The organism is Ramlibacter alkalitolerans, from assembly GCF_016722765.1.
Taxonomy (GTDB): Bacteria; Pseudomonadota; Gammaproteobacteria; order Burkholderiales; family Burkholderiaceae_C; genus Ramlibacter; species Ramlibacter alkalitolerans.
Window position 1 is genome coordinate 1 of the sequence record NZ_JAEQND010000013.1, and the last position, 23,674, is coordinate 23,674.

The following is a 23,674-nucleotide window of genomic DNA, read 5'->3' on the forward strand; positions in this document are numbered from 1 at the left end:
GCGTCTGCTGGCCGGCCTGGTACATCAGCATGCGCACCATGATGCGTTTGGCGTTGCGTGCCTTCTCCACGAAGCTCACGGCGTCGTCCAGGAAGATGGTCGTGGGGTCGTGGTCGTTCGAGCCACTGGCGCCGAAGGATTCAGCTTCCTGGTCGTCGAACTTCACCAGCACGCTGCAGTCGTCGTGGCAAAGAATCTGGCCCTGGTCGACCTGCACCATGACGTCCACACCGTCGCGGTCCCGCACCGTGATGCGTCCGTGCGTCGCGCCTGAATAGGGAAAGGGCAGCCGCAAGGTGTTGTTGGCGTCGCTGCGGGCATAGCGGATGGCAACACCCGTCATCTTGTCTTTCTTCGTCTCGTACCGCCAGGGCCCGGCTTCGGCGAGCGCCGGTGCGGCCATCGCCGCAAGCAGCACCAGCTTGGCGAGCAGCTCGCACTTCTTAACTGTCGTCAACTTCTTCTCCTCGTTGAGCCCTTCATTGTCGGTCGGCGTCAACTGCGAGGTCAAACGCAAGCTCGCGCGCGGCTCACGTCTGGCGCTTGACGGGCCCGAACTCCCAGAGCCACGGCGTCCCTTCAGGGACTCCAAGCGTGAGCCCCATTCGAGCGGCCGCTTCGTCGATGCGCGGCTGAAGGCCCGATTTCAGGGCTTCGATGTAGTCGCGGTACTCCGGGTGCCAGGTGTCCTGCAGTGCCGCGTTCAGGGCCTGGTAAATGCTGTCGCTGCGCGCATGAGCAAACACGCTGGCTGAGAGGACGTACCAGGTGTTCAGCACGGTGTCGAAGTCGCCGGTATCCGGGTCCAGTCCTGTGACACCGAACATGGTGAACATCTCGCGAAGCAGCTCAACGCCCTCGGCGGAGATTGCCGCGCCGGTCACGTGGTCGAATTCCTGGCGCGGGAAGTCGATGGGCGTGCATAGGCGGAAGGCGCGCTCCATGAACTGCGCCCGTTTGTCTTCCCGAGCATCCGCCAGGCTGGCGATTGGGCTCATCGCGGAGTAGGTGCTGTCGGCGGGCGCTTCCACTCCGCGGGTACGTGCGGGTTTTCCGCCGCGAACGCAGCGAGGTCTGCTTCCATCAGCAGGCGCCAGCGCTGGTCGAAGCCCGCGAAGGGGCCCAGAAGGGCACGCCAATCGTTTTTCAGCTTGGAGCGGTCCATGCGGCGCTGCAGGTTTTCCCAGTGGAACAGCACCGCCACCTCGCCGCCGACCGGACAGCCCCCGGCCGTCATTATGTGAAGCCCCTGTCTCCACAGTGCGTCGGGTGCCTTCTGCCCGTGCGCCTTTCGAAAGCGGTCGTACACCCACGTAGGAAAGACGTCTTTGCTGTCACGATGTTGCGCGAACATGGCATCGAACGCATCGCCGATGCTGGTGTTCGAGCCTCGTGCGACAGGCTGCGCCAGCAGGAAAGCGACCACTGCATTCTCTCGCGCGTCAGGTCGCACGGGGCGCTGCTCCACCTGCTGCTCCAGGCGGCTCTTGCGGATTTCATCGGCGATGAACTTTGCCGTCTCCGACGAGGGCAGCAGTTTCCTGGCCAGCTGGCGGTCACCGGCTGCGACGGCGCGGATGTATCGCTCCTGGTGTTCCGACTGTCTCTTGATGCCGTGATTCACCGAGAGGCTGAGGTCCGAGCAGCTTTTGCCGCAGAGGGCATACCAGACTGCCAGGAACTCGCGCATGTCGCCGGTGTAGTCGTCTAGGTCCACGCCCCAGTTGGCGAACACGTTTTTTGCCAGTTGCAGCGCCTTCGGGCTGGAGAAGAACACCCTTCCCTGGCTGTCCGCGTGCATATCCTTGAGGCCGAATGCGAGCTTGCCGTCATAGAGCAAGTCGTCACCAGCTGGTTCCTGCGACGATTGCGTGTGGTGCGGAAGTTCGATGCCACGGGCCTTGGCCGCGTCCAGGAGACTCACGACTGCGGGCATGTCGGGCTCAAACGGTGCGCAAGCCGAAGCCGCCCTGCGGGCCATCGGGCACTGCCCCGCCGCGATGCCATACGAGAGGAATGTCCTGCGCGCGGCACGCTGCGTCATGAAACGTAAGGTCGGCGGGCATGAGCAGCCCCCAGTTCTGGTCGAAGCCGATGAAGGGGCCCAGCAGCGTCTGCCAGTCGGATTTCAGCCGCGAACGCGCCATGCGGGGCTCGAGGTTGGCCCAGTTCACAAGCACACCGACTTCCCGGCGCACGGGACACTCGGTGCGAAGCTGCAGCCCGCGGCTGTCGAGGTTCTTCGTCACCGTGTCGCCTTGCTTCGTGAGCCAGGCGCCGAGCACCAGGATGGGGTCTTCTGCCTCGGACTGGCGGTAGCCGGCGAACAGCTCCTCGAGCACGTCCAGCGCGCTCGCGCCGCCGGGGCGGATTGGGCCTTCCAGCAGGTACGCAAAGACCGCGTTCTGGCGCGCATCCGCGCGAGACACGCGTGCTGCGAGCGTTGCTTCCTGCGCGCGATTGAGCGAAAGCCGCTCCGCGAGGCGCGCGGCCGCCTCTGTGTCGGCGAACAGGCGTGCGGCGCCCGAGCCGTCTCCCCGTCTGACCGCGGCGAGCCAGCGCTGGTCCGCGGGGCCAATCGCCGCCTTCTTGTCATTCAGCAAGTGGTGCCAGTGCACCGAGCTGCTCAGCACGGCCAACAAGTCGTCCACGCTGTGCATGTAGTCGTCCAGGCGCAGCCCCCAGCGCGCGAACACTTCGGCGTTGCGCGCGTGCTCGGCTTGGTCCTCAAAGACGGCTTGGCGGTCTTCCTCGTAGTAGCTCAAGCTGAGGCGAGTGGCCTGCAACTCGCCTGAGGCGTCCGTGTTTTGCGGCTGCGGCTTGCCTGGCGCAGGCACTTTCTGGCGCGCGTGCGCGAGAGCCGCCTTAAAATCAATGACGTTGCTCATTTCTCATTTAGAGGCGCCCGAAGTTGGTGGCGAGCGTGCCTTGGCCCGGGACCTCATGTCCGATGAGATTGTGCTTCCAGAACGACGGCATACGTGGATTGGTGACGTTTTCTTCCAACAGCAGTCGCCAGTTTTGGTCGAAGCCGATGTAGCGCCCCAGGTGCTTGCGCCACTCTACGCGAAGCTCCGAGCGGTCCAATCGCGCCTGCAGGTATTTCGCATGGAATAGGAGCGCGCACTCGCCGGGCTCGGGCACGTCGCGGCAAATCTGCAGGCCTGACTTCTGCAAGTTGCGTGCGGCGTGGCCGTACTTCCCAATCCATACAGTGACGCACTCGCCAGCACCCTTGTCGGCGTGACTCGCGTCAAAAAGCTCCTGAATCAGCGAGCCAAGTGTCCGGTCGGAGCCCAAGGTGCAAGGCTGCGCAAGCAGGTACGCCACGACCGCGTTCTGGCGCGCGTCGGGCCGGTCTTTCTGCTGGCTGTCCCCCGCGAGCGCCAGTTCGAGTTTGTTGACCGCAATCTCATGTTCCACCTGACGCGCGAACGTCGTTTGCGGAAAGAGTTGCCTTGCGAGCCCCCGGTCGTTGTCGCGAACAGCGCGAAGGTACGACAGTTCAACGGAGCTGACCTTTGGATGTTCTCCATCGCTGGTGATGAGGCCCAGAAGGCGGGCGCCATAGCGATTCAGGATGTTCAGCACCGCGGCGAAGTGCTCGAAACTATGGAAGTAGTCGTCCAAGCGGAGACCCCAGCGCTCGAAAGTGTCCGCGGCGTTGAGGAAGTCTTCCCGGTTCTCGAAGAAGGGCACCCGCAGGTCCGTCTTCACGCCGACGGTGACCGGCGGCAGGTGCGAGCATCCAAGCGGCAGGCGTTTGCGCACGACATCGGGCAGCTCCGGCCAGTGCCGCGCGAGCCGCCTGGTGGTCGGTCGGCCGTGCGCCTGTGCAGCGAGAAGGCCCACTACGACTGGGCGACTATCGCCCTGTGTGCTGCGCTGAGTGCGTGCGCGCCCGGGATTCGGGAACTTGATGACGTTGTTCATCTGCGCACCGCCCGCATTCGGTTCAGACGGCGCCGGCGCTCGGTCTCTGCCGCGCTGATGCATGCGAGCTTCAGCTCGTGCTGGATGTACCCGGCGGTCTGCGAGTGCGGCAGGAGCTTGGCGGCCCGCCCGTGTCGCCTGCGTGCACGGCCCGCAGATACTCCTGATGCTCCGACGTCATGGCCACAGGCGTTCCGGCAAGCAGTGTGCTCAGCTCGGTATGGCTGCGTCCGGTCACGGCGTACCAGGCTGCAAGGAATTCGTCCATGCTGCCGCAGTAGTCGTAGAGGCGAAGGCCCCAGCGCGCGAAGATGGTTCGCGCTTGCTCCAGGCGTGTGGGGTGGCTGAAGCACACGCGGCCGTCGATGTCCGTCAGCACGCTGTCCAGCGGAAAAGCGGCCTCAAGCGCGCGAGGGTCGAGTTCGTCCGCCGCCCCGCGCGGCGTTTGGTCCTTCAGCTGCACGTCGACGAAGCGGCGAGCTGCCCGGGGGCGAGCCGGCGCAGGCCTGAGGGTGAGCACGTTGTGGTCAGCCATCATGCGCAGACCTCACATGCGGTGGCACGCTGGTGGCTTCGGGTGCCTTGCATCCGCGGCTTGCCCGAAAGTCGCAAGAAGCCGCCCTGGCGCGCGTGCAGGCTGTCGCGGACCGCCGCCGGGAATCCGCTGAAGTCGTGCTCCCGCACTGGCGCGTGCGCCTCGATGAGCCAGAGCCTCGTCTCGAGATGAACCAGCTGCGCCGTGTCGCTGTGCGCAAAGCGCAGTGCCGCACGTGCTGTGTCCCCTGACCGCACCGCCAGGAGATAGCTGAATTCTTCTGTACTCAGGCGCTCCGGGCGCTCAAGCTGTAGCAGTCGAAGATGACCCTTGAGGCACAGCACAGTCCAGGCGCCGGCGAACCTGGCCGCCGAGGCGCATAGGTGGCTGAAATCGTCCAGGCCCCAGCGGGTAAATGCCTTGCGCGCCTGGGTCTCTGCGGCCCAGTCCTGAAAACCGACGCGGCCGCCGGGCTCCAGTAGCGCGTGGTTGAGGGAAACGGAAAATTCGCCTGCAAATGCTGGGTCCAGCTGCTGCTGCGCGTTGCCGGCGGTTGCTCGGAGTCTTTTGAAAGCGGCTTCGAGGTGCTGCATTTACTTCAGTCCCATCCCTGGGGCGCGGGGGCGCCCGATTTATGCTACGGCAGAGCTGAATGTAAAAAGGTGTTTCGGACGCAGCCGTACCTATGCGCAACAGTAGGTTGAGGAACATCAACTGATTGTGTAAAGGCCCGGGTTTGTGCCTAGTCCGAAAGGATGAGCCAGCGACAGATTCGCGCCCGCAGACGCCCCGCCGTGGTGCAAAAAAGCGACGTGCCGTGTCGGGCAAGGAGCGCCTTCTCGGCTGTTTGGTAGCTATACGGACTGAATTCCCTGAAAGGAGCCGCTTTTGACCTCGCCCGACTTCGCCTACGTGCCCGACACCCGCTTGGTTGCGGGCAAGTCGGTACCTGTCTTGCTGGTGACATTCAAGGGCGAGGCCATCGCCCTGTTCAGCGAAGCGAATCGTCAAGCAGGCGACGTTCGAACACTGCGCGAGCGCGCCGACGACTATGTGGGGACGTACGGCTATTTGGCCGAATGGCGCAGACGCTGGAATAACGGGGACCGCTGCAACTGGTCCGAAGCGCTGCGCGTGGATTAAGCCGACCGGCGCTGCGCTGTGCTAATTGGCGCATACGTGCCATATACATCCATGCGCGTGCTAAACCATTGATTTCATTCGACCGGTTTTCCTCGGGCAGCAATAGGTGCATGCAAGGCATGTACTTCATTCCGCCGGGGCAAATGCGCGTGCGCGTGCAAGTGCTTGAATCCAAATAGGTTTGTGTCGGCCCACCGGCGTGGCACGAGTTATGCGCTGTGTTTTGCACCAAAACAAAAAATGGAGCAGAACATGACAGCACTGCGCGCACCCCTCGCTTTCAACGGCCCGGTGGCTTCCACCGCTTCGACGCGCGCCGTTTTCGCGTCCATCGGCGCCTGCAAGGCGCTCGCGCTGCTGAAGAACATGGCGCTGTTCCTGGTGTCCCCGTTCATCGGCCTGGCCTATGCGGTGCTCCTGCCCTTCGTGGGCCTGGGCATCCTGCTGTGGGTGGCCACCGAGGGACTGCGCAAGCCCGCCCCGCGGCCGGAGCTGGCTGTGGCCGAACCCGTGCGAGCTGACATCGCCGTGACGGTTGCCGTCCATGCGGCGCCTGCAACGGCCGAAAGCACAAGCGAGCCGTCCCCGGTGCTGTTCGTCCTCAAGCTGCTCGCCGCGCCCTTCATCGGCCTGGCTGCCCTCATCGCGGCACCCTTCATCGCCGTCGGCGCCTTGGTCTGGGCCCTCGCGCATCGCAAGGCCTGAGCGCTCCGCGAATAAAAGGCTTGAGCAGGGCGAACGCTCTGCTCTGCTTGGTGTCAAAATGGACATGAAGGCGCTTCGGTTGCCGGGTCCCACGCCAAGCGGTGTGAACCGAGGCCAAGCACGGCGAGCAGGACTTCTCGACCCAAACCGTGCCCGTGGAAGGCCCCCTGCCGGGGCCTTTCTTCCCTTCCTAAGCCATGAAGAAGCTTCGCATTCCCGCCTTTAATCGCTTCCTCGCCAACGAGCAGCGCGCTGGCAACGTCCTCATCTTCGGTGCCGCCGGCGTGGCTGCCGTGTGCTGCGTGCTCGGCATCGCTGCGGTGGTGCTGCTGCGCTGACAGGTGGTGGCGTGGTCGAGGAAGACCAGCTTGTCTCGGTGAGCAAGCTGCTCGCCAAGGTGCTTCGGCACGAGCCGGAGCTGGCGGGCCTTCGCCTCGACTCCGCCGGGTGGGTGCGCATTGACGACCTGCTTCACGGCCTGGCCAAGGCAGGACGCGCTCCGACAGCCGCCAAGCGCCTGCGCACTGCCCCGCGCATCACGCGCGAGCTTGTGGAGAAGGTGGTTGCCGGCAACGACAAGGGTCGCTTCGCGATTTCCGAGGACGGGCAGCGCATCCGCGCAGTTCAAGGGCACTCGCTCGAGGTCGACTTGGGGCACCCGGTGCTGGAACCCCCTGCTTCGCTGTTTCACGGCACGGCGTGGGAGAACTGGGGGGCCATTGCCAAGGAAGGCCTCAAGCCCATGGGCCGGCATGCGGTACATCTGTACTCCGACGCGAAAGGCGCCCTGCGCACGGGCTCCCGGCACGGACGTGCGGTGGTGCTGGAAGTGGCGGCGTCCCGCATGCACCAGGACGGCTACGAGTTCTCGCTGGCGGACAACGGCGTCTGGCTCGTCTCGGATGTGCCCGCGCAGTACCTGAAGGCTCGGTAGCGCAGCGGCTGCCCTGGCAGATTGCGCCGTCTGAGGCTCCTCACTCGAGGCGTTGAACGCTGCAAGCAGCCTCGCTACAGTGCTGCATCGGCACGTCTGGCGGGGCACATGGCATCTGTTCGCAATGGGCTCCTACGATTCCAGCTGTGGCTAGCGTCCGCCTCTGGTTGGAGCGACGCAGGCCCGCTGGGGCGCCTGTTGGCTGTTATCGGCGGGGCCATCCTGCTGAGCGCGGTCTGGGGTGCTGCCGAGCATTTGCAGATGGAGCGCGAAAAGGCCGGCATGGGCGGCAGGGCCGCGGAAACAGCCGCTGCCATCTTCGATGCTCAGCACCAGTGCCTGCGAATAATGCGCATCAACGAACTCGATGCCTGCTTGGCATTCGATGCGAAGTTGCCGAAGGAAGTGACTGCTGCAGAACAGGCGCGCAGCGCGCTGGGGTTGCGGGACGCGTTCTACGAGCGGTGCCAGAAGTTCAACTCCACCGACGAGTGCACGACCCTGCTCCTGCGGGGGTGGTACATCCGGCAGCGCGAAGTGCTGGACAAGACGAAGTGACGTCCACGGTTCACGCGGGGTTGCGCGCGCTCCACAGCGGAATCTCTACACCGGCGGCCGCAGCCAGGTCCTTGAGAAACTCCGGGTGCTGCATGGCCCGCACCAGGGCCCACCTGGTGGCGTCGTTCGGGAAGCTGACTTCGGTCTCGTAGCGAGAGAATGTGCGTGGGCTCTTGCCGATGATTCGAGCGGCCGCGGCCCTTGTGAGCCCGTATTTCCGCCTGAATGCAAAGATGTCTTCTCCGAGCAGGTGCGGTCCGTAGTGCTGGTGGCGCGCACGCCGGCGCGCGATGTTTTCCGCCATCTGGCTGACCAGCACGCTCTCGTGCCCGCACGCTTCGCAGCGCGCAGCGAGAGTGACAACCGCGACTTCTCCAGTCGGCGGGTTGAAGCGCTCCACGCGCTCGATGGGCTGCATCGTTCCAGTATGGCAGGCGCGGCAGGTAGTCATTTCGTGCTCCGGCGGTGTTGTATTGTTTCACCTTATGTAGCGAACGGCGCGCGAAAACGGTGCTGTCCTCGCCAGCTCAGTGGCAAGAGCTCCTACCGAGTAGGTTTCGACACCACGCACTCGTATCGTGCCAACGGTCGCAGGAAGTGCGCCTTGCCGACGCGCGTGGGCATCAAGGACGTGCCGCGGTAAACCTCGTGGCCGCCGCGTTCGCTGCAAGACGGGCCGGTGGCCGCCGCCCAGAGCGCGACGCACAGGAGTACCACCAATGTGCCCCGGTGAGGTAGACGAGAAAGTCCAGGAACTTGTAGCCGGTCACGCTGGTTCTCCTGCGCGCACTACGCCGCAGTGATTGCCTTGAGCTTCTGCAAGGCGGCTGCGCCGCTCTTGCTTGTTGCACTGTTGTGGGCCATGTCGCAGGCGAGCGAGAAGTCGCCGAAGCAAAGCTCGCGCACCGCGTTCACCTGGGCGACGTACTGGCGCACCTCGCTGCAGTCCTCGCACATTGCGAGCAGCTCTTTCGCTTCGTCGCCGAAGAGGGGCTGCGCCGAGTCATCCGGTTCCAGGCCGAAGTCTTGTCCGAGCGCGAGCACAACTGCCCCGATGACGCAGACCGTTAGCGTGAGGAACATGAGAATCCCCCAGAAGGGGCTGAGGTGCGCTTCGAACGCGTAGGCCTGCGCGCGCAGGAGCAGCACGGCCAGAACACCCAGCCCGGCACGAATCCAGGGGACTTGACGCTCGCGGCGCTGCCGCTTGCGCTCATACGCGTCCGCGGCACCCTTGAGCTCTTCGCTCGTTGCGATGTAGTGCTGACTGAAAAGGTCTTGAGGGCTCATTGCTGCTCCGTGGTGTGTGTGTTCCACGTGTAGCGACTCACCCTTCGCGCCAGTGCTGCTCGCCCTCTCCCCGGCCCGACTTGCCGCAGCCGCGTAGCTCACGTTCTGGGCGGCAGCAGGTGCGCATAAAGCGTCAAAGTGGCCAGACTCTCATGCCCCAGATTGGCTCGCACCGTGGTGATGGGCACCCCCTTCGCAAGTTGGGCGCTGCAGCTGGTGTGGCGTAGCAGGTGGGGTCCCTTGCTGGGTAGCGGAAAACCCTGCTCCTCTTCGAGCTTGGCAAGGTACGAGCTCACCTGCTGGTAGACGAGGCTCGGGGTCATCGCTTCGCCCGTGCCGGTGCGGAAGAACGGCCCGCTGCCGTTCCAGCCGCGCTCCTTGCGCACGGCCATCCAGTCCTCGCAGGCCCCGAGAGCTTCCTTCGCGTTAAAGCGCACCAGGCGCTCCTTGTTGCCCTTGCCCGTGACGCGCAACTGGCCACCAGCGAGGTCGACGTCCGGCGTCTGCAGGTCGCACAGCTCCTCTCGCCGCAGGCCGGCAAGAAGGGTGAGGCCTGTCAGGGCGCTGTCGCGCGCCGCGGTGAACTTGCGCGGGTTGCCCTGCACGATGGCCATCAGGTGGTCCTGCTGCTCCCAGGACAGCACCTTGGGCAGCCTTGCCGGCCGGCGGCCGCCGCGGCCCAGCGCCTTGCGGTCCTTGGCACGCTCCTCGGCCAGGCGCTCCACCGGGTTGTCGAAAGCGAAGCCTTCGCGCATGGCCCACGAATAGAACAGATTCAACGCGGATTGCATGACGATGCGCGTTGCGGCGCTGAAACGCGCAGAACCGTCGTCCTTGGTGGAATAGAGCAGATTGCGCAGCCAAGCGGCATTCACCTCGTCCAAATGCTTCAACTGCGCGGAATTGCAGAAATCGACGAAAGTGCGTGCCGAGCGCACATATCTGCCAATCGTGCCGTCTGAGAAAGGCCGGTCAGCGAAGGTCTGGCCGCGAAGCCATTCCTCAAATCGCTGGAGAGCATCTTTTCCAAGCCGCGTAGGCGCCTTCATGCTCATCATTATATCTGGAATAGTGTATTCCAGCCATAACCGACTGTCGCGACCCCCTGCCGCGGGTCCGACCCAGCGCAGCCACGGCGTTCCTGGCGCCGAAAATTACCAGACGTAAACGCCACGGAAGTTTCGCAATCGGTTGCTGTTCTGCATGTGCTATGCGAAAATAGCGTTTCGCGGCTGAAAGGAGCTGATATGGCAGAAGAACGCAAACGGCGGGTGAATGTCGTCCTCGACGGCGACGTTGCCGCGACTTGGGACGTAACGCTCACGAAGCTCGGAATCAACGAGTCGGGGCGGAATCGTGCTTCCGGCGACGAGAAGCTCGTCGTTCTGGCATTGCTGGCCTTGGAGCGCGAAATGGTCGCTGCTGGCCGGGAACTGCGCACCCGCTACCCCTCGTACGAGGCGATGTGTAAGCGGTTTGGCCTCAGTGTGCGCTCCGAGGACGCCCCGGAACAGGCTGGGCCGGCCTGGCCTGCGCAGCCCAGCTCGGCCTCAGCTGGCTGATACGCCTCTACTGCTACACAAAAGCCGCCCCTTTGAGGCGGCTTTTTGTTGCACTGCTTCGATACGATATGGTATGATATGCGATGATACAATATGACATGATATGAAAGGCGCGAAGATGAGCACGGCAGTGAAACCCGGGCGTGAGGGCGTGAGCAAGGAGCAGGTCCGCGCGGCCATGCAGCGCTTGGTAGGCAGAGGTGCCAAGCCGACTCTGCGGGACGTCCGCGTCGAGCTCGGCAATACGGGGTCGATGAAGACCATCTCCGACCATATGGACGAAATTCGTGCAGAGCAGGCGCCCGCGCCAGACGCCGCTGCCGCGTTGTCGCCTGAAGTGCTCGGTGCCTTGGGCGCTGAGCTGAACCGCTTGGTGAACGAGCGCTCTGCCCGCCTCGAAGAGGAGCTCGTCGAGGCGCGGGGCCGAATCGAAACCTTCGGCCAGGACAATGACCGGCTGCAGGAAGAGCTCGCCGGCGCGCGCGAGCTCATCGAGCGGCTGAAAGCGGACCAGGCGGAGCACGCCGGGCTGGAAGCATCCTTGCGCCAGCAGCTGCACGACACGACCCGCGAGCTGCACGAAACAGCCAAGGGCGCGGAGACGGCGCGGCGCGAACTGGCGCTTGCCGAGCAGCGCCTGCAGGCGTCCACCCAGCGCGAGCAACAGCTCGAAGCCCGGCTCGCGTCGAGCGGCCAGGAGCTCGCGGATGCGCGCCAGAAGCTGCAGGAAGCCCACGGGCATGCCGAGGCCTCGGCGCGTGACATGGCGCGCCTGCAGGGCCGCCTGGAGTCCCTGGAAGGCGTCGAAGAGCGGCTAAAGGCGGAAGAAGGGCGTGCTTCTTCGAGCCAGGCGCAACTCGCGCAGGCGGAAAAGCGTTTGGCCGGCGCTGAAGCCGAACGCGACGCGGTGGCGCAGCGGGTGGCCGACCTGCACAAACAGCTGCAGCAGGCGCTGCAGAACAACCAGCAGCTGCTGCAGAAGGTTCTGCACCCGGACGGGCAGGACAAGCAACCGCCCGCCGGCGTTTAAGGGCCAGTGCCGCTGCCAGCACCCGTTGCACCGAGCCGTCGCTATACGGGGTCTCAACTGCAAAACGGAACTTGTGCAATGACCTCAGAATTCGACCGCGCCCTGGGCCCCAGAGGCAACCCCAGCCCCGACCGTCCCCGGATGGGCCTGTTTCGGCAATCGCCGCCCGCCAACCAGGTGGAACTGGATGCTGCGCGCGCCGAGGCTTACTCCGCCTTCACGCGAACCAAGCGTATTTCGGCCCCGTGCATGCTGGTGGGGTTTGCAGGGCTTGTCGTGTTTCTCATGGGCCTGCCGCAGTACGCGGACAACGCCGCGTACTGGGGCGCCGTCGTGCTCGCCATGCTCGTCAGTTTGGCGGGGCTGGCGCCTCTGCGCGCCGCGCGCGACGACCTGTGGCTGTTCACCGCGCCCACGGCGTCCGAAGTGCGCAAGATGCTGTCGCTCGGGGCAGAGTGCCCCGCGGTCCGCGAGTACTTCAATCGCGTAGGGGCCGTTCGCGAGGTCCAAGTCGGGGACATCCTGCGCGCAGTGGAAATTGAAAAGGCTGCGCTGTTCGACGGTCTGGCTGGTCGGGGCTCTGCGGACGTCGCGGCCTGACAAAGGAAGCCACTGCCAGCACCCGTTGCGCGGGTCGGTCGCTACACGTGGTAAACGCCCTGGAAGGAAGCTGAAATGAGCACGACTGGCCGGCCTGTTCCCCCTCGCATCCGCGAGGCGCAGGGCCGTGTGCAGCTGCTCGTCGCCTTGACGGTGGTCCTCGGCCTGGCCGCATGTGCGGGTGTCGGCCCCTCACCGGCAACGCTGTTCGCCCGGCTGTGCGAGATGTCCCCGGAGTTGCCGCAGCAGCTCGCCGGCGCTTCGCTCATGACGTGGGTCTGGACGGCGGCCGCCTGGCTGACGCTGCAAGAGCTGTGCGAGGAGCTGGAATGGCACCCCACCGAAGGCTGAGGCCCCTGCCCTCAGCGCTGGCCGAGAAGCCGAGTGACTACACGAGTTGAATGACAAGAAGCGTCAAGCTGGCCCGCCCCGGCCTAAACCAAATCCTGCAAGCAACTGGCTTGCTCTTCGGGCTGGCGGGCACGTGGCTTGTCACCGAAAAGAACGCGCTGGGCTTCGTGTTCTGGACCATATCCAACCTCGCCCTCATCGTGCTGACGGCGCGCACGCGCCTGGGGTTGCTGGGCCTGATGTACGTGGCGTATTTGGCCCTGTCGCTCAAGGGCCTTCTGCAGTGGTAAGCAGTGCCGCTCACGTTGGCGACTGCACATGAAAACCAACAGCTACCTTGCGCTCCTGTTTCACAGTTCCGTGCTCGGACCCGGCGGTGAAAACCAGCCCGTGCAGCGCCTGCTGGAGTTGCGCGAGCGGCTCCTGAACCTGATGCTCGGCTGCGTGGCCGTCGCCCAGACGGCTTTCGTCGCCCTCTACTTCACCGGCGACCCGGCCCCCGAGAGCTTCTTCGCGGTTCTTGCTGCGTCCGCGCCGGATGAGGCGCACTTCGTGAGGCTTGCACTGGCGTTCGTCACGTGCATCGCGGCGGTGTTGGCTGGCCAGGCGTTCATCGCGCTGCGCCAGGTGGTCGGATGCCTGCCGCCAGAGGACTGAAGCGAGTCCAGAGAACGAAGAAGCCCGCTGGGAGCGGGCTTTTCTGTGCCTGGCGGCTCCTACCGGTCGAACATGCTGCCAGGGCGCTTCGCGGGCGCGACCTTGGGCTGCGCGGCGGGCTCCTGCTCCACCCGAGGTGCACCTGCGAACAGGCCGCTGCCGTACAGCGCCGTGCCGGTCATCTCCCGCGGGCCGGGCACCGGCGCCGGGACTTCCGCGGCCGCGCGCGCGATGCGGGGCAGCTGCTGCACAGGCACCTGGATGCCGTGCGGCGTTGCCGGCGCGCCGGAGAGCTGCGCGACCAGCTGCGTGTTCCACACTCCGCCCACGCGCGTGACGATGTACACGTTCGACTTCGGGTCGCCAGGGCGGGAGACTTGTGTGCGCAACGGCACCACAGCATCGCGGAAGTTCTTCACCGACTGCAGCGAGGCCTGGTAGGCGATGTCGCGGATGTTGTCGGCGCTTAGGGCTTTGACTTCATCGGGCGTCAGCTTTGCGAGTTTCTCCGCAGCGAAGTTCACGGCAGCGGCCGTGTAGTGCTCGGAGATGCCGCCCTCGTTCATCGACTGTTCGTGCTGGCGAGCGCGCAGGATGGTCTGCGCGATGCTGTCTTTGAGCTCAGGGTGCCGCTTGGCCATCCAGACGATGGCAGCGACGTCGGCCTCGGATTCCGACGCGAGCGTGCTCACGGCTTCCGGCAGCGGCTGGTCGTTGGACAGGCCCGCAATCGCGCTGGGCCGCTGCACGTAGCCATCGGGCAGCGGGATGTCCTGCCGAACATCGCCGCGCTTCTCGCCCGAGTAGCAATGTGCGGTCTCATGCAGCAGCACGAACTCCAGCTTGTGCTCCGTACTGAGCCCTTCCGGGTCGAAGTCCTTGCCATCCAAGAAGTTGGCGTCCGGGTGCACGTGCACTTGGCAGCGCATGGCGTAGCCGAGCTTGTTGGCCATGGCGATGGCCTTGTAGCCGCCCTCATTTTCGGCATCTGTGGTTACCTGGAAGTCCAGCATCATCAGCTTCTTGGTCCAGGGCGCCGGGATGGACTTGGCCACCGCAATCGCGCTTTCCACGGGGTCCAAGCCCCCGGCGACCTTTCCCGCGACCGTCTGCCCATGCGCCAGGTACATGGAGCCCAGAGCACCTAGCGTGACCGCGAAGGCCAGACCCCCCAGCACGCGCAGGCTGTTGCGTGCGACGGGGCGTTCTGCATCCACAGGCTCGCCGCGCAGCTCCACTTCGACCTTGGGGCCGCCGGAAAAGAAGTTCTTTACGGTGTCGAAGGCGTTCATTTGTCGTGCTCGTGGGGTGGTTATCGGTTCAGCGGCTGGCGTCGGTGCGTGCCGTGCGCTCGCGCGGAATGCAGATGCCGTGGGCGGCCTTCAGGCCGAAGGAATTGAATTCAGCGAGAAAGGCGTGCCCGCGCAGGGCAGCCGTGGCCACGTCCTTCGGCAGGTCGTCCAGCACCAGGGTGGCGTGCTCGGAGCGCACTTCCAGACGCAGCTTGCCCCCTTTGGCGGCACGGCCCCTCATCAGCCGGAAACTTGGCTTGCCGGCGAGCAGGCCAGCGTTGATGGACAGGACTCGCTGCTCGGAGCCTTCGCGTCGATAGATTTCGTACGGGATGTTCACAGGGGTCTCGCGAATCGGTTTTCTGATGTGTCTCGCGTATAGCGAGCGCGCTCCAGATAGACCGCCGACGAGCCCTGTCGTTAGCTATACAGATGAATCCGGTCTTGCGCGCTTAGACTGGGCCCATGTCGTGGCGCAGCCGAATCCCGAAGCAGTTCCAGGAGCCTGTCGATAACGCCCTTGCGTGGGCCAAAGGGCTGCTGGAATCCGGGAACACCGTGCCGGCTCGGTTCTTTGTCGGTAATAGCGACACCGGTGAGCTCTTCGAGGTGACGATTGACACCGTGGACCCGGATGGGCGCGCGCGGGCTGTCCACCAGGCGCGCCTCTTGGCCGCCATGCATCACGCTGACTTCGTGGTGAGCGTCATCGAGGCGTGGGCGCTGCCCGCGAAGGACATGCCCAGGCACTCAGACATCCTGGAGCAATACGGGTCGCTTGCGGCCTACCCCGGGCGCCAGGACGTGCTGGCGGTGCAGCTGGAGACGCACGAAGGCATCTTCAGCCTACAGGCGCCTATTCGGCCCAAGCCGCCTTCCAAGAAGAAGCGCGTGCTCGCAGAGGTTGTGCTGCTGCAGGCGGACGCCGCCGTGGGGCAGCTGGCCAACGTCTTGCCGGCGCCGCCCGAGTCGCTCCACTAGAGCCCGCCAACCCCTCGAGCTTCGCGGGCTTCCAGCTTTCGAGGCGCACTTGTGTACCGGTTACAGCACCCGTTGCCGCCCCGGGTAGCTATACGAAGGCAACAACACCTGGAGCCTCAATGAAGCTGTCGGAATCCGTTCGCCCCTTGTCGCCCTTCAGGCGGCGTGCACTCTGCAAGAGCGGGCTCGCATTCGGCCTTGCGGTGGCCATCCCCTGCATCGCACCTTTGCTGCCGCTACCCGACTGTCAGCAGGGTCTTGTTCCGGCCTTGGGTTCCGTGCTCACGGTGGCCTCTGCCGCCGCGGCCATGGGTTGGTGGGGCATGAGGAACCTGGAGTTCGCCCTGGCGGTTCGCTTTCCCCCGGCCTGAAAGAAGTGGCGCGGCTTCTTGACCGCGCCAGCGCTTCGTCGGCGCCTTGCCTAGAGGGCCCTGCAGCGTTAGCCCGCCAGCTCCTCGAGCTTCGCGCGGGCTTCCCTCTTCCCGAGCTTCCGCGCCGCCGCGATGGCTTCCAGTTGCCTTTGCCGCGGCCTGGCCTGGCCGTGCTCCCATTTGTAGACGGAGAGTGAGCTGACTCCGAGAAGCTTGGCGAAGTCCGCAGCCGAGAGCTCCAGCTTCTGGCGCTGCTTGGCGAAGCGCTCAGGGCTCCACCGAAGCTGGCGGCCGTCTTCTGCCGGTGCCGGCTCGGCAGGCTGGACCTTTGCCACGTGCCTGGCCTGCACCTTCAGCTGCCGCTGCAGGCCCGCGACGTCTCTCTTGAGCGCCGCAATTTCGTGGCGGTAGCCCGCGACAGCCTTCTTCAGGCCTTCCGTCTCTGCGCGGAGCTCCTTGCGTGCAATCCGCGACATCTCGGTCTTCAATACAGCTGCGACGTTCAAACGACTTGTTCCTTCCAAAGTTCGATGGCTCACAATCATAGGGCCCGAAAAATGCAATTTTGTTGTTATAGCGCAGGCAGACCGTCAATGCATAGGCCGCCGTTGAGCACCTAAACTTCATCACATGACCAATTCGGTTGAAATCATGCTTCTTGGCGCAGGCGGCATCGCGGCTGGCGAGCTCCGCGAATGCGAGCGCGTCTTCCTGGCCGCACTCGTCGACAAGTTCGGCTCCGAGCGTGATGTGGCGGCTGCTTACTGGGCGTGGCAGCGTGCGTGCGAGCTGACCGACGACACAGACCCCGCCCGGTGGCCAGTGAATGAACGCGCCACCATCGAGCGGTGGGAAGGCGCGTGCTCGTTTGCTCGCGAGAAGGCCCTGCGCGACCAGAAGCTCCCCGACGCGTACTTCGACGTGTCGCTGCCGTTCGAGCCGTAGCTTTCGATTCAGGGCACCAGGGGCTCTTTACCCTGGTGCGGCGAGCATTTGGCGCCTAGCACCGGTGCGGGCCCCTGTTCTCTATATGGTTAGTCGCAACCATCACAGAGCCCGCCCAATGCTCCACTTCTTCATCGCCGTCGGCCTGACGCTCGTTGCCGTCACCATCGGCTGGCTCGCCGCTGCCAGCAGGCTGAATTCCGAACCGGAGTGGCATCGCTTCAACGGGGACAGAGCGCCGTTCTAGCCGGCCTTTCGCTATACGTGGAACGTCGACGACTAAAAAACCCGTTTCCTGGTGCGACAGGATGGTTCTTAAGTTGTCATACCTAGAACGCAAGCCAAAAAACCCGGGGAGCACAAAATGTTCAGCCTCATCGTCACCATCCTTAGCATCGCGCTCGTCGCGGCGCTGGCGCTGGCGACCCTCTATTACGGTGGTTCGGTGTGGAACCGAGCCTTCACCGACATCGGTGCCAACAAGACCGTGAACTACGCGTCGCAGGTCATCGGCGCGGCGGAGCTGTTCAAGGCGCAGCGCGGCGTCTGGCCCCGTGATGTTCGCGACTTGGTGCCGGACTACCTCTCGGCCGCGGGCGCGGACTGGACGTCCGTCAGCCCCGATACCCCGCAGTACGCGCTCAAGTCTGGTGAGTCCGCGAAGACCTGCGCGGCCATCAACCAGAAATACACCGGCGCTGCCGTCATCCACGAGGCTGCGGACCCGAATCGCACCGTGCAGTGCTTCGGCAGTGCCGGCCTGTTCACCGTGGTGGCGCAAGTTCCCGGCCAAGGCGTTCTCCTGACGACCGCCACCCTGCGCTCCGCAATCGGCGGCACGGCAAAGGTCCTGCCTGGCGGCGGCCTCGTGGTGGACCCGGATGCGCCGCCGGTGGAGCCGCCGGTCATCGAACCCCCGCCCGCACCGCAGCCGTCGGCCAGCATCACCGGCGACCTCTCGTTCGGTGAGCTGAACGTGCTGGACGAAACCGACACGCGCGTGGCGACGCTGACCAACACCGGAACGGTCACCCTCGACCTTCTGGGCATCACGCTGACGACCGCGGACTACCGTGTCACCAGCGACTGCCCGTCGCTGCTGCCGGCTGGCGCTTCCTGCGCCGTGAGCGTCACCTTCGACCCGAACGTCGCTGGCGAGCGCCCCGACGTGCTGACCGTCTCCGCGACCGGCATGGCGGACCAGAGCCTGGCCGTAAGGGGTTCCGCCTATGCGAACAGCGCGGAGTTCGATGCCGGCGCCCTCGACTTCGGCGCGACCCTCTTCGGTACGGCTGCTGCGCCGAAGACAGTCTCGCTCACGAATACGGGCGACCACCCGATGACGCTCGGCACGCCGGATGTTGCAGGGCCCTTCGCAGTTGCGAGCACTACTTGCGGCACTTCGCTGGCCGCTGGCTCCTCGTGCACCTTCACGGTAACGTACGCCCCCACGGTGTCGGACGGTGCAAGTGAGCCTGGCACCCTGGCGGTGTCGAACAAGGCCGGCCTCAGTGCCATCCAGCTTGCCGGCCGCGGGGTCGACGCTGCCGGCTACATCATGGCGGAAGGTGCGGCGCTGTTCGAGCAAGCGCAGATTCCGGAGAACAGTCCGACTGCTCTCGCCACAGCTGTTGTCCCCCTGGATACCGGGGCTCCCGCTTCGCTGCAAGCGCGCGTCGGTGTGTGGCAAGCCAAAGATGACGTGACGCCTGGCGCATATCGCTCCACGTCGGCCGGCGGAGCCGTGGGCTGCAGCACGGGCCAGTACATGGTCACCCGGGTGCAGAGGCTTAACCACCTGCGTCAGTTCGTGTACGACGCGAACCCCCTCGGGATGGTGACGTCGGCAGGGCCGGCTACTGGCAGCACGGCTTGGCTCCTCATCGACCAGGGCTGCTATGCCGGAACGGCGACCGTCCCGGGAGTGAACAAGACCGCCAGCACGTTGAGCACGAGTTCCGCCGCACCGACTGTCGGCACCACGGTTGCTGGCACCTGGACGACCTGGGGGGTGGGATACACCGACCTGGCTTCGACCTCAGTCTGGACTGCTCGCAACAGCTACCCGTACCCGGGTCTGGCCGGGGCTCGGTGGTTTGAGAGCAACACGGTGGCGGCGTCTGTGTGCGCGACCATCAATGCAAGGCTAGGCTTTGCGGCCGCGCCTACCATCGTAGAGGCTCTCACTGCAGGCGAAGGTTGCTACTCGCCCCACAACCGGTACCTGATGGTCTTCATGAAGTAGTGACACCCAACGGAGAAAAGCCGCCTGAAGGCGGCTTTTCTCCGTTGGGCGCTGCCCTACTTCCCGGGACCTTCCTTCTTCAAGTACTCGCGCACGTTTTCCGCGCGGTCGCCCACCGCCTGCACGGCTTCCTTCAGTTTCTCCGGGGTCACTCCCAGGCTCTTGCTCCAGTCCCGAAGCTCGTAATCCTGGTGCACGTTGATGCGCTGGCGGTCCTGTCCGCCGGATTTCGGTTTGTCACCAGACATGCGGCGACTCCTTCAGCGGGAGAACCGATTTTCAGAATCGGGTCCGGTTGAGCCGCTCGGGATGCAGCACCTTCGAAGAGCTGCATTCGCTATACGAGGTACGAGCAACTCGACCAGCACAGAGCATGTCCCACCGCTATGTTCCCTCGGCCAATTCCGGCGCCACCGACGTCAAGTTCCTGAGCGTGTTCCTCGGGGTAGCCGGCAGCGTCATGCTCGCGCAAATGGGGTTCATCTCGTGGAGTGCCGCCGGCGCTGCCGCTGCTGCCGTCCTGGTCCTCGGCGCCCTCGCCTTGCGCAGGTGTTTCCGCTGAGAAGTCTCCGGTAGTTGATAGTTAGCCCGCCCTCGTGGCGGGCATTTTCTTGCCTGAAGAGTGCGCGTCCTTCCAGGCCCTGCTCGCACCAGGCGCGCCCAATCCGGCTTCAGCCGGCTGCCGGCCGTATAGCGAATAGCGCCCTTACCTGCCGGTCTGAAAAAGGACCCACCGCAACAAGACGGAGCCTTCACACATGCCGACGGTCATCGCATCCCATGACATTGACTTCTACTCACTGAGCACCCTCACGTGGGCTGCCGCCCTACCCGGGCGAACCCAAGAGGACGTGCGCGCCGTAGTTGCATCCATCAGCGATGGAGACCGCGACGGCCGAATCGACATTCTGGACAACGGCACGGTTCGTGGCCAAGCGCTGGAAACTGTCGAAATGGTCGACTGCAACGAGGCCGAGCGCCAGTTCCTGGCGAGCTGGCGCGCCGAGTCCGGCGTCCGCATCCATATGGCAGTGGCTGTCGACGGGGAACTCGCCTCATTGAGCCGGGTGGACGTGAACCAACGCCCGGACGGGGACCGGGCGGCCCTTATCGAGGACGCGTTCGCCGAGCTCGAGGCGACTGTCATTGCGACGGAGAAACTGTACCCCGTGATGGAAGACGCGAAAGAGTTTTTGGGAGCCGATGCCTTCAACGTGCGCGTAACCGGTCCGGGCGAGTGCACGGTCGAGCCGCTGGGCGAGCAAGAAAAGGTGGTGTTCAGCGTCAACGGCCAGGCCGGCCCGGGCGTCATCTCTGCCGACAAGATTCTCTCGGACAGCTACCCGGATGATGACAACATCGTGGCGTTCAAGCCGGCGGAGTTCACCGTGGAAGCGGTGCTGCAGCGTGTTGCCGAGGCCCTGCCCTACACGCCGGCGAAGGACGTGCTGGAGCAGTTCCGTACGGGACGCGATGCGCTGCGCGACTGCCTGGCGGACCTCGGCTTGGATGGCGGCGACCTCGACCCGCCGCCCGTCAAGGACTCCGAGCACCCGGTCTTCGTCGCACGCGTGGCCAAGCTGGATGCGGTCATGCAGCAGGTGCAGCGTGCACTGGAAAGCTGCGAGGACACGCGCATGCTGGCCGTCTCGCGCCGCGGCGACGGCCTGTGGGCTGTCGAGAGCCCTGCGGACAACCAGGTGCTGGACATCGACCTGCAACGCACAGGTGACACCAGCATCGTGGGCATGGAGCTGTTCGAGAACGACAACCCGGCCGACGACTGCCTGACCATCGTGCCCATTGACGACCTGACGGTGGAAGCTGTCCTCGAGGATGTCGTGGACCGTCTCGGGTACGGCACCGTCGAAGAGGTTTTGGCGAGCGGCCGTGCGGCTCGTGCCGCGACTGAGCGGCTCGACACCGTAATGGGCGAGGTACAGGCCGCCCTCAAAGCAGACGCTGGCACGCAGTTGCTGCACGCTTGGCGCAACGGCGAGGGCTGCTGGCTCGTCGAAAACGAGGAGAACGCCGAGCAGCTGCAGTTCCTGATGGGCCACGAGGACGAGAACCTCATCGCCGTGGAGCTGTTTCGTGACGACCCCAGCGAGCCGGTGGCCGATAGCTTCGTGCCGCTGGACGCTCGCACTATCACTGCCCGCGAGGTGGTGGAGCAGGTTGTGAGCCAGCTGCAGTGCGGCGGCGTGGAAAGCATCCTGGAGAGCGGCCGCACCGAGGCCGAGCGCCTGGCCCTCGTGAAGGAAGCTGAAGCCATGGGCTTCACCGGTGACGTGAGCTTCGAGGACGCCAGCTGCACGTTCCTGCAGAAGGACCTCTCGGCCGCTTATCCGGGGTTGAGCGCCGTCATCGCCACGCCGCTGACCGACGACCCCGACTACCCGGTGATGCACGCCATCGAGTTCCGCCTGCGCGATGAAGAGCTCTCCGGCGCCAAGGGCTTCTACGGCTCGCATGAGACCGGTGCCGCAGCGGTGTCCGGCGCCCTGCACGAGGTGCAGTACATGGAGCAGTACCTGCCGCAGGCTGTGGCCCTGGCCACCGCGCGCGACAACCCGGCTCCGGCCGTGGAACAGGTGCCCGGCCCCGGCTACGTCGTCGTGCTCTCGCGCACCGAGGCTGGCATCAAGGCGTCGGCGCAGCTGCGCGAAGGCGACACCATCCTGCAGCGCATGGACATCGTGGCGCCGGACAAGGAGCAGGCGGTGAAGCTGGCCAAGGAAGCCATCCGCGCTGCCATCGCGTCCGGCAAGGCCCTGGACGCGCCGCAGAAGGCCGCCAAGGCGTCGAAGAAGGAGCGCAGCCGGTAAGCCCGGTCGACCGGCAAGAGCCGCCTTTGGGCGGCTTTCTTCGTGAGGCCGTATAGCAAACACGACCCCTCGCAGCGGGTCGAAACAAGGTCTGCGCCGCCTGTGGCGCCCGAACCTGAAGCGAGCCCCAATGCCGCACATCAACTCCGCCTACTTCTTCGACCTCAATCCGGGCGCGCAGCTCAGCGACCTGGCTCGCTCCAAGTTCGAGAGCCTGCCCAAGGAAGTGCAGGAGAACGTGACCGCGGCCCTGGCGCGCCTGGCGCCCGGCGACCAAAGCGGCTTCGTTGAGGTGCTGCGAAGCGGCGCGGTGCAGGCTCACTGCGAAAAGCAGGTTTCCCTGAAAGACGCCGAGTCCATCCCGGGACTCGATGCATCCGACGCCTGCTACCTGCGTGAGGCTGGTCACGAGAGCGGCACCCTCACCTACTACGCGCTGGCTCAGTACGGGGTGGTCTGTGCCGGTGTCCGCCTGACGGCAGCACCCATGAGCGCAGTGGAGCTGGAAGACCACTTCCCTGCACTGGAGCAGATTCTCGACACGTACATCTACGACGTGGAGCGCGGGCGCATCCCCCGTCTCCAGACCGAATCGGAGATGAAGAAGCTGGCCGCAGAAGCGGAGAGCGCCGGCTGGACCGTCCGCAGCCTGCACTGGGCTGACCGGGAAGGCAGCCGGCTGACCAAGGACTTCTCGCACGTCGAGCCGGGCCTGGAGCTGGTGCTGCGCACGTCCTATGAGGACCATGACCGGGACGTGCTCGCCTTCACGGAGTTCACGCTGGCCGGCAAAGCCCTGGAGTTCCAGGACATCAACGTGCACGCAACGATTTTCGGAGCCCTGCGCGAAGGCATGGCCAAGGCCGACGAGTTCGTGGCGCACCGCCTAGGCGAAGTGAAGGCCCGGGTGGCCGCCGACAAGGAAGCAGCGCTCGTTGAGGTTGTTCCCAGCTACTCGGTGCGAGCGACCTCGCGCGCGGACGTCACCGGCGTGTACCGTGCATCTGCGCAGCTGCGCCGCGGGGACGAAATCCTGCAGCGTAAGGAGTTCGCGCACCCGGTCAGGGACGAGGCCGTCAAGCTGGCCGTGGCGGCCGTGAGGAAGGCCGTCGCAACCGGCGCCGAGCTGAGCGCCGAAGCAAAGCCCGCGCGGGCGCGCTTCCGCCACAAAGGCGCCGAGCGCTGAGCGGCGACACACCACACGAAAAAGCCGCCCCTGGGGCGGCTTTGTCTTCAAGCGGGGGCGCTCATGGAACAGGCGCAGTTTGCTTCCACTGCGCTGCTCAGCCCGGGGCCGGCTCTGGCTGCGCCGTGCCGCTTCACACGAGAGGCCACTCGCCTCGCGGCTTCTTCACGCCCAAGTCGTCGATGGTGCTGAAAGCCTCGTTCGCCAGGGACTTGGCCCCTTCCACGTCGGCTTTCGTGGGCACCGGCTTGGCCAAGAGGTCCTCGGCCTTGTCCAGCTTGCGCAGCGCGCCGCGCACGCGCGCCTGCTGTTCGCCCTTGGGCACGTCCTCGGGATTGGCGTTGTCCTCGTCCTCGAACTCAGCGATGTACTTGTTGTTGATGGCCTCGTACTCGGCGTTCGTCTTGTCCAGGGTGCCCCTGAGCGTCCCCAGCTTGCTGCTGACGCCTCGGACGTCCGCCTTCGTTGCCGGCTTCGCGCCGTCATCTTGTTGCTCTTCGCTCATCTCCACTGCCTTTCTTGGTGTTC

34 protein-coding genes are annotated in these 23,674 nt (G+C 65.1%); 19 read left to right on the forward strand and 15 right to left on the reverse strand.

Features of this window, described 5'->3' with window-relative positions:
• The 7 genes from JI746_RS21235 to JI746_RS21265 form a co-directional block, all read right to left on the reverse strand.
• Window positions 1–457: hypothetical protein (locus JI746_RS21235; protein ID WP_201692288.1), on the reverse strand; the 457-nt coding region annotated here is incomplete at its 3' end.
• Between the two features lie 73 nt (window positions 458–530).
• Window positions 531–998 (reverse strand): hypothetical protein, encoded by a 468-nt coding sequence (locus JI746_RS21240; RefSeq protein ID WP_201692289.1) that lies wholly within the window; start codon window positions 996–998, stop codon window positions 531–533.
• Window positions 995–1,936 carry a hypothetical protein gene (locus tag JI746_RS21245; protein WP_201692290.1) on the reverse strand — a complete coding sequence of 314 codons (942 nt, stop codon included), beginning with the start codon at window positions 1,934–1,936 and terminating at the stop codon, window positions 995–997. The genes JI746_RS21240 and JI746_RS21245 overlap by 4 nt, the downstream gene beginning before the upstream one ends.
• A gap of 7 nt (window positions 1,937–1,943) precedes the next feature.
• Complete coding sequence (locus JI746_RS21250; protein WP_201692291.1) at window positions 1,944–2,888, reverse strand: hypothetical protein; 945 nt, start codon at window positions 2,886–2,888, stop codon at window positions 1,944–1,946.
• 7 nt (window positions 2,889–2,895) lie between these two features.
• On the reverse strand, window positions 2,896–3,933 hold the full coding sequence (locus tag JI746_RS21255; RefSeq protein ID WP_201692292.1) for a hypothetical protein: 1,038 nt from the start codon (window positions 3,931–3,933) through the stop codon (window positions 2,896–2,898).
• Between the two features lie 70 nt (window positions 3,934–4,003).
• A complete protein-coding gene (locus JI746_RS21260; protein WP_201692293.1) occupies window positions 4,004–4,471 on the reverse strand; it encodes a hypothetical protein in 468 nt (155 codons plus the stop codon).
• Window positions 4,468–5,061, reverse strand: a complete 594-nt coding sequence (locus tag JI746_RS21265; protein WP_201692294.1) for a hypothetical protein — start codon at window positions 5,059–5,061, stop codon at window positions 4,468–4,470. The genes JI746_RS21260 and JI746_RS21265 overlap by 4 nt, the downstream gene beginning before the upstream one ends.
• A 295-nt stretch (window positions 5,062–5,356) precedes the next feature.
• Between JI746_RS21265 and JI746_RS21270 the strand changes: the two genes are divergently transcribed.
• The 5 genes from JI746_RS21270 to JI746_RS21290 all read left to right on the forward strand — a co-directional run bounded on the left by JI746_RS21270 (window position 5,357) and on the right by JI746_RS21290 (window position 7,808).
• On the forward strand, window positions 5,357–5,611 hold the full coding sequence (locus tag JI746_RS21270) for a hypothetical protein (RefSeq protein ID WP_201692295.1): 255 nt from the start codon (window positions 5,357–5,359) through the stop codon (window positions 5,609–5,611).
• 252 nt (window positions 5,612–5,863) lie between these two features.
• Window positions 5,864–6,316, forward strand: coding sequence for a hypothetical protein (locus JI746_RS21275; RefSeq protein WP_201692296.1), 453 nt, complete (start codon window positions 5,864–5,866; stop codon window positions 6,314–6,316).
• A 197-nt stretch (window positions 6,317–6,513) separates the two neighbouring features.
• Window positions 6,514–6,654 carry a hypothetical protein gene (locus JI746_RS21280; protein WP_201692297.1) on the forward strand — a complete coding sequence of 47 codons (141 nt, stop codon included), beginning with the start codon at window positions 6,514–6,516 and terminating at the stop codon, window positions 6,652–6,654.
• A gap of 11 nt (window positions 6,655–6,665) precedes the next feature.
• On the forward strand, window positions 6,666–7,250 hold the full coding sequence (locus tag JI746_RS21285; protein ID WP_201692298.1) for an RNA 2'-phosphotransferase: 585 nt from the start codon (window positions 6,666–6,668) through the stop codon (window positions 7,248–7,250).
• Window positions 7,251–7,448: 198 nt separating this feature from the next.
• The gene (locus tag JI746_RS21290) at window positions 7,449–7,808 is read left to right on the forward strand and encodes a hypothetical protein (RefSeq protein WP_201692299.1); all 360 of its coding nucleotides are present in this window, start codon (window positions 7,449–7,451) and stop codon (window positions 7,806–7,808) included.
• Window positions 7,809–7,818: 10 nt separating this feature from the next.
• Here JI746_RS21290 and JI746_RS21295 read toward each other — a convergent pair whose 3' ends face one another.
• The 3 genes from JI746_RS21295 to JI746_RS21305 all read right to left on the reverse strand — a co-directional run bounded on the left by JI746_RS21295 (window position 7,819) and on the right by JI746_RS21305 (window position 10,147).
• Window positions 7,819–8,259 (reverse strand): type II TA system antitoxin MqsA family protein, encoded by a 441-nt coding sequence (locus JI746_RS21295; RefSeq protein ID WP_269129487.1) that lies wholly within the window; start codon window positions 8,257–8,259, stop codon window positions 7,819–7,821.
• A 338-nt stretch (window positions 8,260–8,597) separates the two neighbouring features.
• Window positions 8,598–9,098, reverse strand: a complete 501-nt coding sequence (locus JI746_RS21300; RefSeq protein ID WP_201692301.1) for a hypothetical protein — start codon at window positions 9,096–9,098, stop codon at window positions 8,598–8,600.
• Between the two features lie 98 nt (window positions 9,099–9,196).
• Window positions 9,197–10,147, reverse strand: coding sequence for a tyrosine-type recombinase/integrase (locus JI746_RS21305; protein WP_201692302.1), 951 nt, complete (start codon window positions 10,145–10,147; stop codon window positions 9,197–9,199).
• Between the two features lie 198 nt (window positions 10,148–10,345).
• Between JI746_RS21305 and JI746_RS21310 the strand changes: the two genes are divergently transcribed.
• The 6 genes from JI746_RS21310 to JI746_RS21335 all read left to right on the forward strand — a co-directional run bounded on the left by JI746_RS21310 (window position 10,346) and on the right by JI746_RS21335 (window position 13,298).
• Window positions 10,346–10,660, forward strand: coding sequence for a hypothetical protein (locus JI746_RS21310; protein WP_201692303.1), 315 nt, complete (start codon window positions 10,346–10,348; stop codon window positions 10,658–10,660).
• Between the two features lie 103 nt (window positions 10,661–10,763).
• Window positions 10,764–11,690 carry a DNA-binding protein gene (locus JI746_RS21315; RefSeq protein WP_201692304.1) on the forward strand — a complete coding sequence of 309 codons (927 nt, stop codon included), beginning with the start codon at window positions 10,764–10,766 and terminating at the stop codon, window positions 11,688–11,690.
• Window positions 11,691–11,768: 78 nt separating this feature from the next.
• The gene (locus JI746_RS21320; protein WP_201692305.1) at window positions 11,769–12,290 is read left to right on the forward strand and encodes a hypothetical protein; all 522 of its coding nucleotides are present in this window, start codon (window positions 11,769–11,771) and stop codon (window positions 12,288–12,290) included.
• 75 nt (window positions 12,291–12,365) lie between these two features.
• Window positions 12,366–12,641: a hypothetical protein gene (locus JI746_RS21325; protein WP_201692306.1), complete on the forward strand. Its 276-nt coding sequence runs from the start codon at window positions 12,366–12,368 to the stop codon at window positions 12,639–12,641.
• A gap of 50 nt (window positions 12,642–12,691) precedes the next feature.
• Window positions 12,692–12,931, forward strand: coding sequence for a nicotinamide mononucleotide transporter (locus tag JI746_RS21330; RefSeq protein WP_201692307.1), 240 nt, complete (start codon window positions 12,692–12,694; stop codon window positions 12,929–12,931).
• Between the two features lie 28 nt (window positions 12,932–12,959).
• Window positions 12,960–13,298, forward strand: coding sequence for a hypothetical protein (locus JI746_RS21335; RefSeq protein ID WP_201692308.1), 339 nt, complete (start codon window positions 12,960–12,962; stop codon window positions 13,296–13,298).
• A gap of 59 nt (window positions 13,299–13,357) precedes the next feature.
• On the opposite strand, the gene JI746_RS21340 is transcribed toward JI746_RS21335, so the two are convergent.
• Window positions 13,358–14,590, reverse strand: coding sequence for a hypothetical protein (locus JI746_RS21340; RefSeq protein ID WP_201692309.1), 1,233 nt, complete (start codon window positions 14,588–14,590; stop codon window positions 13,358–13,360).
• Window positions 14,591–14,618: 28 nt separating this feature from the next.
• Entirely contained in the window at window positions 14,619–14,930 is a 312-nt protein-coding gene (locus JI746_RS21345) for a hypothetical protein (protein ID WP_201692310.1), read from the reverse strand.
• Between the two features lie 125 nt (window positions 14,931–15,055).
• On the opposite strand from JI746_RS21345, the gene JI746_RS21350 reads away from it, so the two are divergent.
• On the forward strand, window positions 15,056–15,571 hold the full coding sequence (locus tag JI746_RS21350; protein ID WP_201692311.1) for a hypothetical protein: 516 nt from the start codon (window positions 15,056–15,058) through the stop codon (window positions 15,569–15,571).
• 119 nt (window positions 15,572–15,690) lie between these two features.
• Window positions 15,691–15,942 (forward strand): hypothetical protein, encoded by a 252-nt coding sequence (locus JI746_RS21355; protein WP_201692312.1) that lies wholly within the window; start codon window positions 15,691–15,693, stop codon window positions 15,940–15,942.
• 68 nt (window positions 15,943–16,010) lie between these two features.
• Here the strand turns inward: JI746_RS21355 and JI746_RS21360 are convergent, their stop codons facing one another.
• Window positions 16,011–16,448, reverse strand: a complete 438-nt coding sequence (locus JI746_RS21360) for a helix-turn-helix domain-containing protein (protein ID WP_236600033.1) — start codon at window positions 16,446–16,448, stop codon at window positions 16,011–16,013.
• A 124-nt stretch (window positions 16,449–16,572) separates the two neighbouring features.
• Here JI746_RS21360 and JI746_RS21365 point away from each other — a divergent pair, with 124 nt between their 5' ends.
• The 3 genes from JI746_RS21365 (at window position 16,573) to JI746_RS21370 (ending at window position 19,132) form a co-directional block, all read left to right on the forward strand.
• Complete coding sequence (locus tag JI746_RS21365; protein WP_201692314.1) at window positions 16,573–16,887, forward strand: hypothetical protein; 315 nt, start codon at window positions 16,573–16,575, stop codon at window positions 16,885–16,887.
• A gap of 118 nt (window positions 16,888–17,005) precedes the next feature.
• On the forward strand, window positions 17,006–17,134 hold the full coding sequence (locus JI746_RS28070) for a hypothetical protein (RefSeq protein WP_269129488.1): 129 nt from the start codon (window positions 17,006–17,008) through the stop codon (window positions 17,132–17,134).
• Between the two features lie 117 nt (window positions 17,135–17,251).
• Window positions 17,252–19,132: a choice-of-anchor D domain-containing protein gene (locus JI746_RS21370; protein WP_201692315.1), complete on the forward strand. Its 1,881-nt coding sequence runs from the start codon at window positions 17,252–17,254 to the stop codon at window positions 19,130–19,132.
• Window positions 19,133–19,188: 56 nt separating this feature from the next.
• Here the strand turns inward: JI746_RS21370 and JI746_RS21375 are convergent, their stop codons facing one another.
• Complete coding sequence (locus JI746_RS21375) at window positions 19,189–19,380, reverse strand: DUF3606 domain-containing protein (protein WP_201692316.1); 192 nt, start codon at window positions 19,378–19,380, stop codon at window positions 19,189–19,191.
• A gap of 125 nt (window positions 19,381–19,505) precedes the next feature.
• Here JI746_RS21375 and JI746_RS21380 point away from each other — a divergent pair, with 125 nt between their 5' ends.
• The 3 genes from JI746_RS21380 to JI746_RS21390 all read left to right on the forward strand — a co-directional run bounded on the left by JI746_RS21380 (window position 19,506) and on the right by JI746_RS21390 (window position 23,146).
• Window positions 19,506–19,694, forward strand: a complete 189-nt coding sequence (locus tag JI746_RS21380) for a hypothetical protein (RefSeq protein ID WP_201692317.1) — start codon at window positions 19,506–19,508, stop codon at window positions 19,692–19,694.
• Between the two features lie 196 nt (window positions 19,695–19,890).
• A complete protein-coding gene (locus tag JI746_RS21385) occupies window positions 19,891–21,960 on the forward strand; it encodes a hypothetical protein (RefSeq protein ID WP_201692318.1) in 2,070 nt (689 codons plus the stop codon).
• A gap of 130 nt (window positions 21,961–22,090) precedes the next feature.
• The gene (locus JI746_RS21390) at window positions 22,091–23,146 is read left to right on the forward strand and encodes a hypothetical protein (protein WP_201692319.1); all 1,056 of its coding nucleotides are present in this window, start codon (window positions 22,091–22,093) and stop codon (window positions 23,144–23,146) included.
• A 133-nt stretch (window positions 23,147–23,279) separates the two neighbouring features.
• On the opposite strand, the gene JI746_RS21395 is transcribed toward JI746_RS21390, so the two are convergent.
• Window positions 23,280–23,651, reverse strand: a complete 372-nt coding sequence (locus JI746_RS21395) for a hypothetical protein (protein WP_201692320.1) — start codon at window positions 23,649–23,651, stop codon at window positions 23,280–23,282.
• Window positions 23,652–23,674: the final 23 nt, after the last annotated feature.

What these genes read in the sequence shown, in the direction of transcription:
- JI746_RS21240 (WP_201692289.1), bottom strand. Translation starts at nt 998, where the DNA reads ATGAGCCCAATCGCCAGCCTGGCGGATGCTCGGGAAGACAAACGGGCG.
- JI746_RS21245 (WP_201692290.1), bottom strand. Translation starts at nt 1,936, where the DNA reads ATGCCCGCAGTCGTGAGTCTCCTGGACGCGGCCAAGGCCCGTGGCATC.
- JI746_RS21250 (WP_201692291.1), bottom strand. Translation starts at nt 2,888, where the DNA reads ATGAGCAACGTCATTGATTTTAAGGCGGCTCTCGCGCACGCGCGCCAG.
- JI746_RS21255 (WP_201692292.1), bottom strand. Translation starts at nt 3,933, where the DNA reads ATGAACAACGTCATCAAGTTCCCGAATCCCGGGCGCGCACGCACTCAG.
- JI746_RS21260 (WP_201692293.1), bottom strand. Translation starts at nt 4,471, where the DNA reads ATGATGGCTGACCACAACGTGCTCACCCTCAGGCCTGCGCCGGCTCGC.
- JI746_RS21265 (WP_201692294.1), bottom strand. Translation starts at nt 5,061, where the DNA reads ATGCAGCACCTCGAAGCCGCTTTCAAAAGACTCCGAGCAACCGCCGGC.
- JI746_RS21275 (WP_201692296.1), top strand. Translation starts at nt 5,864, where the DNA reads ATGACAGCACTGCGCGCACCCCTCGCTTTCAACGGCCCGGTGGCTTCC.
- JI746_RS21280 (WP_201692297.1), top strand. Translation starts at nt 6,514, where the DNA reads ATGAAGAAGCTTCGCATTCCCGCCTTTAATCGCTTCCTCGCCAACGAG.
- JI746_RS21295 (WP_269129487.1), bottom strand. Translation starts at nt 8,259, where the DNA reads ATGACTACCTGCCGCGCCTGCCATACTGGAACGATGCAGCCCATCGAG.
- JI746_RS21300 (WP_201692301.1), bottom strand. Translation starts at nt 9,098, where the DNA reads ATGAGCCCTCAAGACCTTTTCAGTCAGCACTACATCGCAACGAGCGAA.
- JI746_RS21305 (WP_201692302.1), bottom strand. Translation starts at nt 10,147, where the DNA reads ATGAAGGCGCCTACGCGGCTTGGAAAAGATGCTCTCCAGCGATTTGAG.
- JI746_RS21310 (WP_201692303.1), top strand. Translation starts at nt 10,346, where the DNA reads ATGGCAGAAGAACGCAAACGGCGGGTGAATGTCGTCCTCGACGGCGAC.
- JI746_RS21315 (WP_201692304.1), top strand. Translation starts at nt 10,764, where the DNA reads ATGAAAGGCGCGAAGATGAGCACGGCAGTGAAACCCGGGCGTGAGGGC.
- JI746_RS21320 (WP_201692305.1), top strand. Translation starts at nt 11,769, where the DNA reads ATGACCTCAGAATTCGACCGCGCCCTGGGCCCCAGAGGCAACCCCAGC.
- JI746_RS21325 (WP_201692306.1), top strand. Translation starts at nt 12,366, where the DNA reads ATGAGCACGACTGGCCGGCCTGTTCCCCCTCGCATCCGCGAGGCGCAG.
- JI746_RS21330 (WP_201692307.1), top strand. Translation starts at nt 12,692, where the DNA reads ATGACAAGAAGCGTCAAGCTGGCCCGCCCCGGCCTAAACCAAATCCTG.
- JI746_RS21335 (WP_201692308.1), top strand. Translation starts at nt 12,960, where the DNA reads ATGAAAACCAACAGCTACCTTGCGCTCCTGTTTCACAGTTCCGTGCTC.
- JI746_RS21340 (WP_201692309.1), bottom strand. Translation starts at nt 14,590, where the DNA reads ATGAACGCCTTCGACACCGTAAAGAACTTCTTTTCCGGCGGCCCCAAG.
- JI746_RS21350 (WP_201692311.1), top strand. Translation starts at nt 15,056, where the DNA reads ATGTCGTGGCGCAGCCGAATCCCGAAGCAGTTCCAGGAGCCTGTCGAT.
- JI746_RS21355 (WP_201692312.1), top strand. Translation starts at nt 15,691, where the DNA reads ATGAAGCTGTCGGAATCCGTTCGCCCCTTGTCGCCCTTCAGGCGGCGT.
- JI746_RS21365 (WP_201692314.1), top strand. Translation starts at nt 16,573, where the DNA reads ATGACCAATTCGGTTGAAATCATGCTTCTTGGCGCAGGCGGCATCGCG.
- JI746_RS28070 (WP_269129488.1), top strand. Translation starts at nt 17,006, where the DNA reads ATGCTCCACTTCTTCATCGCCGTCGGCCTGACGCTCGTTGCCGTCACC.
- JI746_RS21370 (WP_201692315.1), top strand. Translation starts at nt 17,252, where the DNA reads ATGTTCAGCCTCATCGTCACCATCCTTAGCATCGCGCTCGTCGCGGCG.
- JI746_RS21375 (WP_201692316.1), bottom strand. Translation starts at nt 19,380, where the DNA reads ATGTCTGGTGACAAACCGAAATCCGGCGGACAGGACCGCCAGCGCATC.
- JI746_RS21380 (WP_201692317.1), top strand. Translation starts at nt 19,506, where the DNA reads ATGTCCCACCGCTATGTTCCCTCGGCCAATTCCGGCGCCACCGACGTC.
- JI746_RS21385 (WP_201692318.1), top strand. Translation starts at nt 19,891, where the DNA reads ATGCCGACGGTCATCGCATCCCATGACATTGACTTCTACTCACTGAGC.
- JI746_RS21390 (WP_201692319.1), top strand. Translation starts at nt 22,091, where the DNA reads ATGCCGCACATCAACTCCGCCTACTTCTTCGACCTCAATCCGGGCGCG.
- JI746_RS21395 (WP_201692320.1), bottom strand. Translation starts at nt 23,651, where the DNA reads ATGAGCGAAGAGCAACAAGATGACGGCGCGAAGCCGGCAACGAAGGCG.